We start from the raw sequence: 14,900 nt of genomic DNA on the forward strand, positions 1-14,900 counted from the left end.
TTATGTGAAGTCATAATGTTATACCCCTTTAGATTTGTTTATCTAAAGGGGTATTTTTATAGTGGGGTTAAATGAGACGAGCTATGACAAAGTCACAGCTCGTTTTTTCAAAAGATAAGAAAGTACATAATTTTAGTTCCATAAACCCAGTGTTTCAGGTGCTTTGGACAAAAAGATGATTCTCTAATATTGTTGATTTCCGTTTCAGGCGGACGCTTTCCGCGGGGCGGGCGGTGAGCCTCCTCGGTCGCTTCGCGATCTGCGGGGTCTCACCTGTCCCGCTGATCCCGCTGGAAAGATATTGGACGAACTGTCATTCGTCCAATATCCTTGCGACGAGTAACCCGCAGGAGCAGATGTTTTCACGCCGCCTTCCACTACAATCCATGAAGTGTGTAGTAACCAAAAAGAAAATCTCAATTGCTTATTGTTAAGTCACGAATAAATGATTCTAAGCTAAGCTAGAGATAGAACCAACCTATATCTTAGTTGATTGAAGCGCAGGTGGCGACTTCTGCGGGAATAGCAGATGTTTTTTGCACCGAAAGCGAAGCGGCAGGTGCATGAGCTGAAGACCCCGCAGGAAAGATACTGGCCAAAGCCAGTATCTTTGCGACGAGTAACCGCAGGAGCATATGTTTTTGCAGTGACGAGGAGACTGAAGCCATGCCCGCGAAAAGCGTCCACCGTAGCGGAAATCAACAGGCTACTATGGTTACTCTTCTTAAAAGGACCGGGAGCACTTTGCCCGGTTTTTCTCATTCATTAAGTTATGTTGTAGTTTGTATAATGGTTTTCGTTACAAAGAGACCCGAAAACCTTTAAGGGTACAATTCAATTTCATTACTATTTTTGTCATTTCTCACACGGAGAGCGACGTCAGGTCTGTCAGTAAAAATACCGTTTACACCAAAAGACATGAGACTTCGCATCATGTTTTCATCGTTGACGGTATAAGGATGAACAAGCAAGTTCTCGCTGTGCATCTTATCGATGAATTTATGATTCACTGCCTCCACATTTACACCTACCCCCGCTGCGTATTTAGTCACATCTTTAAGCTCTTTTTTGGTAAGATGAGCTTTTTTACTGAACTTATATAGTTTAATTAATGGGATGGATGGCTCCAAAGCGAATACTTCTTGTAAGCTTTTGTCGCTAAAGGACTGGATAATTACTTTAGGAATAGGGTCATCTCTATTGAGCAAATGATGTTCATTTAGTTGCCTTAAAAGCTCTTCTTCAATACCCGGATACACTCTGGGTGATTTCATTTCAATATAGTAATTAACACGATCCCCAAAGTACGTAAGGATCTTAGACAAATCAACAATACGTAAATCAAGTGAATTCGGTAAAGTATAAGATAAATGATTTTTATCGAACTCTTTCCCAGGAGAAAGAAGTTGAATTTCGTCAAACGTAACATCTGCTACAGCTTGCTGCGCGTTATCAAGCGTGACAACCGATTCATGCAAGGCCACGAGTTTTCCATCTTTCGTCATTTGTAAATCGATTTCTATGTAATCCGCACCCATTAATACGGCCATTTCATAAGCGGCAAGAGTATGACCTGCTGCATAAGCGGACGCACCACGATGGCCAATGATCAGAAAATCATTTTCAGGCAAAGGGGTAGGTGGGATGGGTTGTGATTGTGGTTGCGATTGTTGTGGAGTACATCCACAAATGAAAAGAAGGATGATTAACAACTTCATTTTTTTCATAAAAGTCCCCCAACAATAAAATGAAAATTCATTACTCTAAAGAATTATATGATAGACAAGTTGATGATATTTCAGATACATACATAACACACTAAAGTGACCGTTTTCTGAAAAATAGGGATTGAGAAAGTTGCTGAAATTGCATATTAAGAAAAAGCATTTGCTTCGGTCATTCAAACGAGGGGTCAGTTAAAGTGCATAACGTTTTTCTCCTAAGGAGTCGGCAGCAATAATCCAGATGGCAATCCAATTGAGTCCCATCCAACACGTCAAGGATCTAATGTGTTCGGTCTCATCGGCCAACTTAGCATGAGACAGGATTGGTGGGTGATTTTTAATTTATCGCTCATTTTGAGGATTTATCGCTCAAACAGGGCTCATAAGTAAGTGGATTAGATGAGACACTCGGCATCGCTCACGCACTCTTTCAAGAAAAATCATTAAAAAACCGTGATAATGGAACATTAAGAAGTAAGTCCCAAGTCTTTCTTCCTCCAAAACCCAAATGAACCGAAACTTGAGAGTGACTAATTACATATTTTTAATACCCTAGGTTTATTCCGATTTTTTCTGGGGTAAAATTCATTAACAACGCAAGACAAATTAAAAACAAACATTTGAGGAGGAAGATTAAAATGGATTATAAAAAAGGATTAGTAGCTAGTGGAATCGTTGGAGCCTTACTTTTCGGTGGTTTAGCAGGTTGTGGCGATGGAGTGGACCAAGATAACGGTGTAGAAGACGGCGAAGATGCAGACGAAGTAGATGAAGAAAACAAAAACGAAGAAGAGTAAAAAGAAAGAGGGGCATATTGCTCCTTTTTTTCTTGGCTAAATAGTAATACCTTGTGGGAAAAATTGGTCACTTACATAATTGCTGATTTCTGTGACTAATTCCTTTCTAAAACGTCTATTATATAATGCACCGTAAGTAAAGGAGTGAGAACATGAAGAAATTGTTCGCTGCGATTGTGATTTTAGGAGCCATTGGATATGGTATTTATTATTTCGGAACTAATGTCGCTTCAGAAGAACTGGTAGATTCGGCTTCAACTGAGCTTGAGAATAGTGGGCAAATGAATGACGTAAAAGCCTATATAGAAAGTGATCCAGAATTAACAGCGTTAGTAAAAGAAGCGGAGTCAGCAGATGAAAGCACCTTACCATTTACATCTAAAGGAGAAGCAACGCGTGTGCTGATCAAAAAGGTTGGTATGACCAAACTCCGAGATATGCAATCGGATGTACAAAATGGCACCGCATCTAAAGAAGAGGTATTACAGGTTCTAGGTGAGAAACTAACTAAAGAAGAAATGTTAGCGTTACAAGTCATTGCCTATAAGGAAATTTATAATAAATAGAAGTCAATCCATTACTAGTGGGTTGACTATTTTTTTGAAAACTATTGTAAATAGTGCAGTTGATATTCCGCAGCTAGGGTGTGCTCCAAGCCTCCCAGCCGCTTTAAAACCAGCGCTCCTGTCTCTGTTTCGGTATCGCTACGCTAGATTCGTAACATGAAATGGCGTTGTAACCGAAATCAGCCGTATTATATAACAGGGCCCTATAGAAAATAGGAATACATAGATTGAAAAAAACAATACTCTTTGACATAGGTTAATGACCATCTATTAAATAAAAAAATCCATATAGTAATAATAAAACGAAGGGAGGATGTTATATGGAAGAGAATGATTATGAAAATTGTAATTGCCATGGTCAACAGATAAATAACTACGACCTTAAATTTAATTATCGTTCCTACTCGCGCTGTTGTTGTTTTGACTATTGCTGTGGTTGTAGGCACCATCGTTGTCGTAAAGATTTATGCAATGATAATTTTCAAATTCGATTAGCTGGTCTACAAGGTGGGCTAAATAATCGCTTACGTCAATTACAAGGATGCGTGTGTGTGATGGAGTTAGATAGCGGATTGAAAGTGAATGGGACACTTACATTTGTCGGATCGAATTTTGTGGAAATGCTTGTAATTGAACCATTGCCGCCTAGCGAAGAATCTCTAGAAGAAGTATTCGAACTTGAGATTACTACAGATCAAAATCATCTGGGCGAAGTAAACGACTTAGATGAGATTGAACTTGAAGAAAATGATATAAGGGAACATGAGAAGGGACGTACATGGATTTTTTCTGTTGAAAAAATTGTCAATGTTGTAGTAGATAGCTCATGTCACGAAAAAAAATGTAGTGAAAGGACCTTCTTTTAACATGGAAGAGAATCTTGAACTTGATAGCTCACTCAAGGTATGGAGTGGTGCTCATCGTACATTTGTACTTGCCTCAAATGTACTCTTATGTGGGTTTTTTTATACTCGTAGATTCCTTTTGCCTTATTAAATTAACTGTGAAAGCTAACATAGCCAGCTTAAAATAAAAAAGTCAGCTCATGAAGTTCAACTTCAATGTGCTGACTTTTTACATTTACGCGGTCATCGTAATGAGTTTAACCATCGCTAGAGGGAAGATTGTACTTTCTTCCTCTACTTTTAAGGTAATGGTCTCTTTATTGACTTCGGTCAGCAGCCCTTCACTTGTTAAGCCGTCAGTTTTTACGAGGATTCGTTTTTCTCGAAATAGTAGCAAATAAACACTTAAATGGATTCTGAAAAATAATTGAATTAATTCTGGTGAAGAAGATACCACTTCACCAAAGTGAAACGTTAAATCCCTTCGCAAGCATGGATCTATCTCAGTCAATTCAGGATCATGATAAGGTTCTGCATAGCGCCCAAATGGCTTAATCGAGTGAATTTCATTAAATGGGAACATGTTCATCATCTCTTCTTCTCGAAGAACGACAAAATCAAATCCTACTAAAGTTATTTTTCCTTCGGTGGTTTCACCAAGTAGATTCGTGATTTCAACGCGTATACCGACTAATCCATCAAACATCTTTTGATAGGTTTCATGCGGCGGTCGACTATCGTCTAATGCGAGATTGAGCAGCAGTTCATTAGCATCTCTAATTTTTTCAACAACTTGGTCTAACTCATCTGGCGGCAGGCAATCCGCAGCGGATGGATGTGTTGGGGAAGGAAACTGGTCGGGGCAACATTGAAAAGGAATATGGAAATACTCTGCTTGTTTATGTGGCACTGAATGTAAAGAATAGTCAGTGCTAGTCTCTTTTTTCATTTTTTTCACCACCTTTCATATTTTGAGTATAAAAAAGAGGGGGCTGTCTATTAAGTCCTAATATAAAATATTTGGAGAATATGAGTCTTTTTTTCTGCACCTATATTGGAACATGTTGCCATATATAATTATCTGTTTTGCACATGATTAACATAAGGTTGATTGGAGTGGAAGACGGCGGGGAAACATCTGCTCCTGCGGTTACTCATCGGAAAGATATTGGACGAACTGGCATTCGACCAATATCTTTCCAGCGGGAATAGCATGAGCTGAAGACCCCGCAGACGAGCTTGCTCGTCGAGGAGGCTGAGGCCATGCCCGCGGAAAGCGTCCGTCTAAAACGGAAATCAACCTCAACTAAATATAAAAAGGGAACTGCCATTAGTCATATTTGATGACTTTTTGGACAGCTCCAACCTTTCCTATTGTTCTAAAGGGGGTAAGTGATTCTTTACCTCATTGCGGACTCTAATAATTCCCCACATCCCTTGTTCGACGTCCCACATTATATTTCCTGAGCGGTACATATAATCTCCTGGAAAGCCGCCGTAAGCTCCTGAGCCACCAAGCAATTCTAAGTTCCGATTAGCCCCTGCAAGATTAAATCCAACGAATGATTCTGTTCGCGAATTAAGATTACTTCCTTGAAAACGCCAGCGGTGACCATGAAGGTGGAATGTATGAGAACGTCGTCTTTCAGCAGGGCAAATTAATCGAATCGTCAGCGGTTCTCCCACATAGCTTTCAAATAGTGGAGTAGCAGGGTCCCCAAATACATTAGAATCAAATAAATCATGCAACACTGGATGTTTTTGATAACGGTTTTTTAATCGTTCCGTTCGATAATTAAAGCCTCTGGATCCTTGATCATACGTATCAACCTCTTCTGGTTCTTCCACAAGCGGAGGGATAATTCCCGCAATCGGATCGATAATGACCTGACCTTCTTTATCCAACAATCTGACACCGTCATGCATAATCAAAACACATTCTCTTATATCTGGTAATAACGGGTTACGTAACACGACATTGGCTCCAGAACGAACTGGCAATAACGTGTATGGATCTAAAAATTCCGTATATCTTGGTTCAGCTATAAAAGCACCGAAGGCTCCCTGAGATTTATGGTTACGAATATCGGCCATATCCCACATGCCACAAGCACCTAATGGCGTATCGACAAACCAGCGGTACGTTGTCGTTTCACCTGGTCCAACGGTTTGGTCTCCATTGAATCCGACTGTTTCACCCGCTGAAGTTTTCACATCATACTGAATCAATTGAGGATGCAAAGAAATTCGTAGAGAAGGCGGGTAGAATGCCTGTTCCTTAACAACTGGATACGGGTATATGCCATCTTTAAAAGGGAACAACTCTAATTTCAACAAGCTGGTTAGTTTCACATCTACGGTATCGCCTACATTTGCCCGAATAACTAAAGGCTCCAGCTTTTTAGTGCCGTTTACAATGGCCTCCATATCATCTGCTAGCGCAAAAATGATACCATTTGGATCATGATCGCCAAAGTCGTTATAAACGATGGGAAGTTGAAAAGCGACGATATCGAACTGGCGAACGGGCCTATCCGCCTGAATAAGAGTTGGATTTCCTGCTTGAGGCGGCTTTTTACCCGTACATTCGGGTAATGGTTTTGAACGTTTTAATGGGCCGGGTCTGTCTGGTAAAGGAATTAAATCTGGAACTTTTTCATCATATGCTCGTATCAGACCCCATAGGCCATTCCATAAATCTTCTTCAGTTTCAAACGCCCACAAATAATCTCCTGACCGCGAAATATATGTTTCCATCGTAAACGACTCCGAAATGCCGATATGTTGGTGATCTTGAAGTTTTGAATTTAGACTGTGACGTTCTCGATGCCACCTCAAACCATGAACATTTAAGCTATGGGACTCTTCTTGAGCTCCTTGAAGGAGGCGAATGCGAATGGAATCCCCTTCATAGGCTTTCAAAATAGGGGTAATTGGATCGCCGTTTGTATAAGAACTGAACGTATAGGCTGGATCACAATCTTTACCCAAGCGAAATTGAAGTGGTTCATTTTTATAATTGACACCGAATAAACCTGGGTCATCATTAGATCCTGGGAATTTCGGAGGGTTGAGTGGTTTTCCATCCTTATCAAATAACAATGCAAAGTCCTGAGCAAATAACACAAAGTCTCGGTAATCTGGAATTAATGGGTTCAATGCTGTAATTTGCGTGCCATGATCCACTTCTTCTCCTGTAGCGGAGTCGACATACGTTGTAAAACGAGGGTGCACAACACCTGACCCGAATACACCGTGTTGCTGATGAGAAGCTGGATATAAATGATCGTGGAAGAACCATGCTTTCAACTCGACATCTGCGTAATAGGAATACTGGATCGTTTCACCAGGTAAAACGGAAGAATCATAATTCCATCCAACATTTCCGCCATCATTGACAAGTACATCAAATTTAACAAAGTGTATATGAAAGCCATTTTCATACGTTCTTGTCACGAGCTGGAAGGCATCGCCGTCAAGTAAATGAGGCACTCTGTTCGTGTAATTTATTTGAAAGCGAGTATGTGCAGGTGCATGGATAACGAGAGGCTCGGGTTCTTTCTTTCCTGAACAAACGTCTTCTATATCTTCATCGAGTACATATATACGCCCTTTTGGATCATGCCAACCTTGTTTGTTGTAGGTTATGGGCAACTCAATTAATGAAATGTTGAATTCCTTGATTAATGCGTCTTCAGGACAAGGGTCGGTAAATACCGCTCCAGGTCTTGGATTGGCAATTGCCGCATGACGCTCCAGTTCGGTCAATCCTCGTCCGCCTATTATTCCAAGAGGTGGACGAGGGGCTTTGTAACCCACTTTACCTGGAATGAAATTAGGAAACCCTGGTTTTAGTTTTGTAGGCTTAGGTGGAGCTTTCGTGTCGGGCAGAGGCTGCAATGATTTAATCGGAACGCCGTTAGGGTAACACTGACTGCCATCTTGGAGTGTGTTGAATACCCGGTTCATTCCCCACATGCCAGCCGCGAAATGAGGATAAAGATGACAATGGATCACCGCATCTCCAAAAGATCCTTGCAAACTTCCTAAGCCATAAAGCGGTTCAACCGTGTAATGGCTCTGAGGACTAATTGATTGTGAATCGATAACTTCAGAGTTGAGGTCTTGGTTATCGCTCAACCATTGATGGACATGATAATGAAAGACATGTGTTTCTTTTACGCCACCATGGATCAGTCGGATTTTCGCGGAATCTCCCACATATCCACGGAGAATAGGTGCAGAGGGATCACCGAATACCCATGAATCATGGTGGACTTCTTCACCTTCGCAGTTTGGACAAACGACCCCTTCATCAATGAGCTGTTGACGTCTATTCAAAGGCTCATAGCGATAGTTAGCTCCATGAAATGATTCCTCTTCCTGGTTTGTTAAATGATTGATGGGACGATTTCCTGTTAGATCATTCACTTCCATTTCATCATGAAAAATCCAGGCATACTCTCGAAATGAAGGTAACAGAGGATGATGAACATCTGCAAAAACTCCACTGTTCATCGGTTTTCCTGTTTCAGGATCTGTCCACCATGAAAACCGTTTCTCTACTAACAAAGAACCAATGAGACCGTTGATATTAGAAGCTTCTTCTCCGCTTGCTGGATTGCCTAAGTCCGAAAAGATATACGTACCTTCAATAACGGCATGTATTCGATACAAAATAGTATCGCCTGGAGCAACCGTACTATCTTTATTGAATCCCACGTTTGCACCATCTGTTTGGCATACATCGTATTCAGCTTCCTGAAAATGCATGCTCGTATGAAAGTGTATTTTATTTTCAAATAGAATCTCAATTATTTCTCCTTCAGTCGCTCTGATGACGAGAGGTCGTACGAGCTCGACGGGAGAGAAAGGATTTTTTTGCGCTAAATCTTTTACTTTCTGTTCATTTTCTTTCAATACGTACATCATGCCATTTGGGTTGTGGTCACCAAATGTATTCACAACGATTCGGATTGGAATGGCTACAACATGGTACCTTCTAATCATGTGGACGCTTCTTCTTGCGAATTATTTTTTAAATGTGGAATTTTTGCACCGATACCTGTTTCTACATAGAACAAATCAATCGAATCGATATGCACATTCCATACTTTGCCTTCTAGAGCAGGTACGGAAGTTGTTTCCACATCCAAAACAACCATATCTCCGTGTACATCTTTGATTTTACCTATAAACATAAAGGGAAAAGACTCCGTTAGAATAAACACTCTTCGTCCGATATTTTTCCGAAAGTAAGTGACGAGAGCTTCCTCTCTCATCGTATTTATTGATTTTGATTCACTCTGATTGGTCATTCTTGCATCACTCCTTATTAGGCTAATGGAAAGACTTCGTCACTAGGCACTTCAGTTGAGTAAGATACGAGTTGCTCAAACGGAATACTTAGCGGAAAAGGGAAATTATAAAAGGGTGCATTAATCATTTTGATAATGACAGGTGACAAGGTCACATGTCCTTCATGCACTTCGGATATCGTTCCAGTAAAAATGGGCCTGAAAACTTGCCCCAATAAATTAAGTTGAACTGGTTTTGTAATGACCAGTATTTCTTCTCCTAAGAGCTTCTTAAATACCAAAAATAAATCATTTTCTGTGTGATCCACTATGAAAGTCTCCTGTCATTAAGTTTTTTGTAAAGAGCTTTCGAAAGCTGTTTCCATAAAGCAAAAAAACCAATTGTTGAAATCGTGTGAATGTCGTGTAGTGGGATACTTTTTGTTGTTTTGAACAGTTGAAGGAATAGCTCTTTCGTCGTCGTTTTGTCTAGTTTGCCAAGAACTATTTTTTCAGCTGTTTTCACTTCAACCCATAGGCCGCGCCAAGAAAGAAGATTGGTTTGTAGAGATTCCTCAAAAAACTGCCGAATGAGAGCTTCCTTTTTCACTACTGTTTCGCCAAATTGAAGGACGAGCTTTTGCTGCAAATGATTATCATATATAAAATGCTGATGGGTGTTGGAGTAAGTAGGAAATCCAAAGGGGATTGTGGCAGAGTCTATAAATTTGTAAGGAATCCAAATACGTTTTTGTACATCCGTTACCATGACAAAATCTCTTCCAATGGTTGCGACTTTTCCTTCAGTTATTTTACTGCCATCATTGTGGATTGCAGACGTTATCACAACTTGCTGATTTCGTTTCATTTTAAAAAACTGTTTTAACGTAAGGGACTTGCGTCGTGTTTCGTCTTGGCTTGTAATCTTAAATAGGTTTTTTTGGCTGATGTATTCTGTAAGAATTCTGGTTTCTTCCGAGGAAACTGCACTTGTTGGAGATGAAAATGATGTAGCTGCAGCTTCCTCGTATTTGTCATGCAAAATGGACCACCTCCTCAACCTAAATTCATCCTACTCCTCGATTAACTGTATTAAATGGTTTGCTACTTCCTCAATATTTACTCGTTTTTCTCCAATTGCCATATTATGAAGGGCTCTTATTTGATTGGTGGAATCCATTACATACATGGAGGTGGTGTGAGTAAGAAACCCATCTTGATTTTGTTTATAGGTGAAATTGAAATCTTGAGTAAATTGTTTCGTTTCTTTTTCAGTGCCTCTAAAAAATAAAAAGTTGGTACTAGAAATACCAAACGCATCCTTATATTGGTTGATTTTCTCTTTCTTATCGTGGAGCGGATCTAATGTTACCGCTACTATTACGTATTGCTCTTCAGATATGCCTTTGTTACTCAATAACTGCTGCACATCTTTTAAGTCCAACATTGTAGTCGGACAAATATCTGGGCAGTTTGTATAAAAGAAGGCAATGATTTTTGGTTTATTGCGAATCTCCGTGTCATTTCCATTCACTTCAGTGAGCGGCCATTCCTCAACGGCACCGATTTTAGGCAAATCTATTGTAGTCGGCCAAAGAAGTTGGAAAACCAAAAATCCAATAGCTACTAACACAAGTGATATAAATGCTTTCGACATAATCACCGCCTTATGCCTCTTAGAATAGAGGGTTTTACACCTTAAACGAATAGCGGATAAATTGACTGACAAGTGCATGAGAACAAGCTGTGAAAATAGCTAAACTCACGATATTTGATTCAATCATTGCTGCGGAGTCAAGCGGGATATTGCACAAAGCTGGATTTTGAAGAACCGCACCGAACATCATGCCCATCATTCCGCCCATGATGCCGTTGTAAAGACCATTTAGTAAAGCCGGTGATTGGATAAATGAGCCAAATAATAGACCGATACATACCCCAGCTATGATCGGAACAAGATAAAAACCTGGTTGAGTCACAGGAATCAGTAACTTGAGGTAGAGAGCGAAGGCAAAAGCGGAAGTCATGGTGATTGCCATACCCATCGTTGTCGTAAAACGATCATCAAATAATCGGTGTTTCTTTTTGAAAAGCCAGTAAACAGAACTTAAATCAATTAGATTCCAAATGAATAAAAAGATGATAAGTAGCATGGTTACGTCACGACCGTTTAATGGAATGAAAAATAGTGAGTAAACTAAAAATAAAAAAGCCATGAAGGAAAATGATGAACATGGTTGGCCTTTCTATAACTGTTCCGATCATCGGTGACATTAATCCAATGATGATGCCGTTTGTTAAACCAGTTACAAACGTTTGGTAATCGAATAACAATCCAAAAACTGCTCCAACCGTTAACCCTGCTACTGTCGAGATCATGGTTATGACCGTGAAATGAAATGGAAACTGTGTGATGAGTAATACACCGGATAGTAAAGCGGCCATTCCTCCCATCACGATGCTAATATTCATTCCTAATTGAAAGCCGATTCGTTTCTTGATTTTAAGCAAATATCCGTAAAAACAAAGGACGATCCATACATCTACATACATTAAGATTGCACTAGTAGTCATAGCCCCACCTCTACATACAATATGTGGGAAAAGAGAGGGGCGAAACTTGTCCATTGAATAACGAAAAAACTGTACAAGATGAATACAATTACAGTCGTGTGATCTTGTCTTTTGCCTATCTTTCTCCAATCCATATTCATATACTGCTATCAGGTTAACGATAAATTGGTAAACTACAGGTTTTTTTAACTAACACACTGTTCTATGAATCTAAAGTAGCTTACTTAGCTTTAGAGAACCAGCTTAAGCGAATAATTAAAAGGAGGTATTACATGAAAGTCGGACCAATTAATGCGTTTGATGGATTTCCTGTCTGGTACAAGGATGAAAATGGGGTACGATTACAATTAAACGTTGACCCAAATGATCCATTCTCTGGTATAACATCTGCTGATTTACCTGATCCATCACAACCAGTGTCTTTCCCAACGAACTATCCTGGGGAAGCTTTTTATTTGCAGGTCGAAGATGAAATGACCACCGGTACGGGAGAAAGAGCTAGACTCGTGTTGGCTTTAGAAGCAGCTTTTGCAAATGAAGTTCCCGCTGCAGGGGATCAAATTGTCTTTGGGAGAGTTCGAATTCGAATTTTTGGATTACAACCGAATGTAGAGTATACAGTGTCACATCCATATGGAATAGACACGTTTTTTGCTGAGCCAGATGGAGAAGGGGCAGGAGAAATTAATTTTACAGAAGATATCGGAGGATTAAACGGGGGAGAATTTGACCTTGCAGAGAATAGTCGAGTACATCCTTTCCTACAATGGGATCCCACTGTGGAACCATTTGCACCACCAGGATATATGGGCAACCCCGCAGTGTTACATCCAATTGTAGGAAGTCTATTTATTGATGCTTTTGGGGAGCCTCAGAACTTTTTCAGAGTTGAAGGACCAGGAATCGGAATTGGATCTCCAGATCGTACCACCACCACAGGACTAGATCCGGATAACTGTATAGAAACAAGAAACTTTACCGTATTAGGTAAAATTTCAACGATTGCAGGTGTTGATGTAACAAGAGTTACCTACACTCAAAGCGTAAGTTCAAATGGTTTGTTAGATGTATTTGCTACGTCAGACGATACAGCTCAAACGATTAATGTGACAGGTGCAGGAATCGATTCTACGTTACTCGAAGGGACCGAGGGACAATATTTTGCCCGTGTCCGTTATACAGGTGCACGCCCACCTAGTGCGATTACCGTTTCAAATGTCAGCGATAATCCGAACAGTATAAAAGAAGTCGTACCAGTCGATTTTATTACCGCAACTGCCAACTACAACACCGACACTCAAGAACTTACAATTGTCGCATCGTCTAGCGATTCGCTTGGTGCACCCGTTTTATCAATCTCAGACTTTGGTTTAGGTGACATCGCTATTCCTGTGACCGGGATTAGTACAACGAACCTAACGTTTGCACCAGCCCAAGTAACGATTACGTCAGCTGCAGGAGGGGAAAGAACGATTCCAGTGACGGTGACAGGAAATCCTGACGGTCCAATCCCTGCCACAGCCAATGCTGGTGTTGATCAAACTGTCCTCATCAATTCACCCGTTTCACTGAATGGCACTAATTCTACTGGTGCAATCACATCATTTAGTTGGCTCCAACTTGCGGGTACTCCGGTTACATTAGTAGAAGCTAATACAGCCACCCCCTCATTTGGCTCCCCAAGTTCGCCTACTAGTCTTTCATTTGAATTAACAGTTGATGGTGAAGGGGGACCATCTACTGATACGGTGAATGTAGAGGTAATAGAGTCCGCGCCGATACCAATCGCAAATGCTGGGGCTAATCAAAGCGTTCAACAAGGAACAACTGTAATGTTGGTAGGCAGTGCAACTGGTAATGTGACTAGCTATCAATGGGCACAAACTGCAGGAGTTCCTGTCCAATTAACCACTGCCAGTACGGCAAGTGCATCGTTTATCTTTCCTACACAACAAGCCACACTTACTTTTGAATTAACGGTTCAAGGACCAGGGGGCACTTCTTCAGATTCCGTACAAATTTCTTCTATTCCAGAAAACTTAACGATTACACGTGTAGAATTCCGAACTGGCGATGCGGAATGGAGAATTAGCGGAACATCAGATGTGAGTAGCGCTGGAGTCACCATTTCAATCTTTAATGGGAGTTCTCTAGCAGATCCACTTCTTGCACAAGTGCCAGTCGATGCACTTGGAGATTGGGCGTATCGCGTCGAAGACTCTACTACGCAGCCTGGTGAAACCCGAGCTATCTCCATTCAATCCAGCTCGGGTGGAACACTTATTAATGTACCTATTAATCTTCGTGGATAAAAAAATGATTTTGAGAGAGCATCAAGCTTTATTTTAAAGGAGGTGAAGGTATGGATTATTGTCCAAAGTGCAACCAAAAACAATGTAAATGTGAGCGGGGTCCAAGAGGGCCAAGAGGATACCAAGGACCCAAAGGTGAACAAGGACCAACTGGACCAAGCGGAATTCAAGGCGTTCAAGGAACCAGAGGAAAACAAGGACCCGTTGGACGAACAGGACTAACAGGTGAAACAGGACCCCAAGGATTAAGGGGTGAGCAGGGACCCATTGGATTAAGAGGCGAACCTGGAGTTGCAGGTCCACAAGGTGAACAAGGAGTTGTAGGTCCACAAGGTGAACAAGGATCACCAGGAACATTCAATTCAGCTTATGGATTTGCCTACTCACAATCGGAAAATTCCACATCAGGTGATGTGAAATTTATCATCGCTGGTCCTTGCCAGGATATTGAATTAATACGAGAAGGATTAAAGGTTTTAAAAGCGGGAGTCTATCAAATTAGCTATAAAGTGGTAATAGAAACAACAGCCCTCACTTGCATTCCATCCACATTTCAATTGAAAATCAATGATGCAATCAAGATTGTATCATCAGTAACGGAATCCACAACTGCCACCACTCTTACTTCCACGGTATTGAGTTCCTTACTTGAAGGTGATGTTGTAACACTAGTTGGCGAATTACAAGAACGTTTTAGCTACAAGCTAGCTACCTTACAAATCATTCAAGTTGGATAATACGACGAAAGAGACACATCTATTCTGTTTATATCAGATTAGATGTGT

The 14,900-nt window shown here is 40.7% G+C and carries 14 protein-coding genes; 5 read left to right on the top strand and 9 right to left on the bottom strand.

The window, feature by feature from the left end; translation table 11 throughout:
- Window positions 1–821: 821 nt before the first annotated feature.
- On the bottom strand, window positions 822–1,727 hold the full coding sequence (locus ACFPYN_RS15055) for a glycerophosphodiester phosphodiesterase family protein (RefSeq protein ID WP_377735297.1): 906 nt from the start codon (window positions 1,725–1,727) through the stop codon (window positions 822–824).
- 635 nt (window positions 1,728–2,362) lie between these two features.
- On the opposite strand from ACFPYN_RS15055, the gene ACFPYN_RS15060 reads away from it, so the two are divergent.
- The 3 genes from ACFPYN_RS15060 (at window position 2,363) to ACFPYN_RS15070 (ending at window position 3,953) form a co-directional block, all read left to right on the top strand.
- Window positions 2,363–2,521, top strand: a complete 159-nt coding sequence (locus ACFPYN_RS15060) for a hypothetical protein (protein ID WP_377735298.1) — start codon at window positions 2,363–2,365, stop codon at window positions 2,519–2,521.
- A gap of 152 nt (window positions 2,522–2,673) precedes the next feature.
- Window positions 2,674–3,087: a hypothetical protein gene (locus ACFPYN_RS15065; RefSeq protein ID WP_377735299.1), complete on the top strand. Its 414-nt coding sequence runs from the start codon at window positions 2,674–2,676 to the stop codon at window positions 3,085–3,087.
- Window positions 3,088–3,407: 320 nt separating this feature from the next.
- Complete coding sequence (locus ACFPYN_RS15070; protein WP_377735301.1) at window positions 3,408–3,953, top strand: hypothetical protein; 546 nt, start codon at window positions 3,408–3,410, stop codon at window positions 3,951–3,953.
- Window positions 3,954–4,167: 214 nt separating this feature from the next.
- Here the strand turns inward: ACFPYN_RS15070 and ACFPYN_RS15075 are convergent, their stop codons facing one another.
- The 8 genes from ACFPYN_RS15075 to ACFPYN_RS15110 form a co-directional block, all read right to left on the bottom strand.
- Window positions 4,168–4,881, bottom strand: a complete 714-nt coding sequence (locus ACFPYN_RS15075; RefSeq protein ID WP_377735302.1) for a hypothetical protein — start codon at window positions 4,879–4,881, stop codon at window positions 4,168–4,170.
- Window positions 4,882–5,303: 422 nt separating this feature from the next.
- A complete protein-coding gene (locus tag ACFPYN_RS15080; RefSeq protein WP_377735303.1) occupies window positions 5,304–8,942 on the bottom strand; it encodes a copper oxidase in 3,639 nt (1,212 codons plus the stop codon).
- Window positions 8,939–9,250 (bottom strand): hypothetical protein, encoded by a 312-nt coding sequence (locus tag ACFPYN_RS15085; protein ID WP_377735305.1) that lies wholly within the window; start codon window positions 9,248–9,250, stop codon window positions 8,939–8,941. The genes ACFPYN_RS15080 and ACFPYN_RS15085 overlap by 4 nt, the downstream gene beginning before the upstream one ends.
- Before the next feature lie 17 nt (window positions 9,251–9,267).
- The gene (locus ACFPYN_RS15090) at window positions 9,268–9,558 is read right to left on the bottom strand and encodes a hypothetical protein (RefSeq protein WP_377735306.1); all 291 of its coding nucleotides are present in this window, start codon (window positions 9,556–9,558) and stop codon (window positions 9,268–9,270) included.
- Window positions 9,558–10,271, bottom strand: coding sequence for a hypothetical protein (locus ACFPYN_RS15095; RefSeq protein ID WP_377735308.1), 714 nt, complete (start codon window positions 10,269–10,271; stop codon window positions 9,558–9,560). The genes ACFPYN_RS15090 and ACFPYN_RS15095 overlap by 1 nt, the downstream gene beginning before the upstream one ends.
- A gap of 30 nt (window positions 10,272–10,301) precedes the next feature.
- Window positions 10,302–10,886: an SCO family protein gene (locus ACFPYN_RS15100; RefSeq protein WP_377735309.1), complete on the bottom strand. Its 585-nt coding sequence runs from the start codon at window positions 10,884–10,886 to the stop codon at window positions 10,302–10,304.
- Window positions 10,887–10,920: 34 nt separating this feature from the next.
- Window positions 10,921–11,445: a hypothetical protein gene (locus ACFPYN_RS15105; RefSeq protein ID WP_377735311.1), complete on the bottom strand. Its 525-nt coding sequence runs from the start codon at window positions 11,443–11,445 to the stop codon at window positions 10,921–10,923.
- Window positions 11,390–11,803: a hypothetical protein gene (locus ACFPYN_RS15110; RefSeq protein ID WP_377735312.1), complete on the bottom strand. Its 414-nt coding sequence runs from the start codon at window positions 11,801–11,803 to the stop codon at window positions 11,390–11,392. The genes ACFPYN_RS15105 and ACFPYN_RS15110 overlap by 56 nt, the downstream gene beginning before the upstream one ends.
- 272 nt (window positions 11,804–12,075) lie before the next feature.
- On the opposite strand from ACFPYN_RS15110, the gene ACFPYN_RS15115 reads away from it, so the two are divergent.
- A complete protein-coding gene (locus tag ACFPYN_RS15115; RefSeq protein ID WP_377735314.1) occupies window positions 12,076–14,115 on the top strand; it encodes a PKD domain-containing protein in 2,040 nt (679 codons plus the stop codon).
- A gap of 50 nt (window positions 14,116–14,165) precedes the next feature.
- The gene (locus ACFPYN_RS15120) at window positions 14,166–14,852 is read left to right on the top strand and encodes a collagen-like protein (protein ID WP_377735316.1); all 687 of its coding nucleotides are present in this window, start codon (window positions 14,166–14,168) and stop codon (window positions 14,850–14,852) included.
- Window positions 14,853–14,900: the final 48 nt, after the last annotated feature.

Origin of the sequence: Paenisporosarcina macmurdoensis, from assembly GCF_042658845.1 — a bacterium.
Classification (GTDB): Bacteria; Bacillota; Bacilli; order Bacillales_A; family Planococcaceae; genus Paenisporosarcina; species Paenisporosarcina macmurdoensis.

Excerpts from the sequence above, each read along its gene's own strand:
- ACFPYN_RS15055 (WP_377735297.1), bottom strand. The coding sequence starts at position 1,727 with ATGAAAAAAATGAAGTTGTTAATCATCCTTCTTTTCATTTGTGGATGT.
- ACFPYN_RS15060 (WP_377735298.1), top strand. The coding sequence starts at position 2,363 with ATGGATTATAAAAAAGGATTAGTAGCTAGTGGAATCGTTGGAGCCTTA.
- ACFPYN_RS15065 (WP_377735299.1), top strand. The coding sequence starts at position 2,674 with ATGAAGAAATTGTTCGCTGCGATTGTGATTTTAGGAGCCATTGGATAT.
- ACFPYN_RS15070 (WP_377735301.1), top strand. The coding sequence starts at position 3,408 with ATGGAAGAGAATGATTATGAAAATTGTAATTGCCATGGTCAACAGATA.
- ACFPYN_RS15075 (WP_377735302.1), bottom strand. The coding sequence starts at position 4,881 with ATGAAAAAAGAGACTAGCACTGACTATTCTTTACATTCAGTGCCACAT.
- ACFPYN_RS15080 (WP_377735303.1), bottom strand. The coding sequence starts at position 8,942 with ATGATTAGAAGGTACCATGTTGTAGCCATTCCAATCCGAATCGTTGTG.
- ACFPYN_RS15085 (WP_377735305.1), bottom strand. The coding sequence starts at position 9,250 with ATGACCAATCAGAGTGAATCAAAATCAATAAATACGATGAGAGAGGAA.
- ACFPYN_RS15100 (WP_377735309.1), bottom strand. The coding sequence starts at position 10,886 with ATGTCGAAAGCATTTATATCACTTGTGTTAGTAGCTATTGGATTTTTG.
- ACFPYN_RS15105 (WP_377735311.1), bottom strand. The coding sequence starts at position 11,445 with ATGGCTTTTTTATTTTTAGTTTACTCACTATTTTTCATTCCATTAAAC.
- ACFPYN_RS15110 (WP_377735312.1), bottom strand. The coding sequence starts at position 11,803 with ATGACTACTAGTGCAATCTTAATGTATGTAGATGTATGGATCGTCCTT.
- ACFPYN_RS15115 (WP_377735314.1), top strand. The coding sequence starts at position 12,076 with ATGAAAGTCGGACCAATTAATGCGTTTGATGGATTTCCTGTCTGGTAC.
- ACFPYN_RS15120 (WP_377735316.1), top strand. The coding sequence starts at position 14,166 with ATGGATTATTGTCCAAAGTGCAACCAAAAACAATGTAAATGTGAGCGG.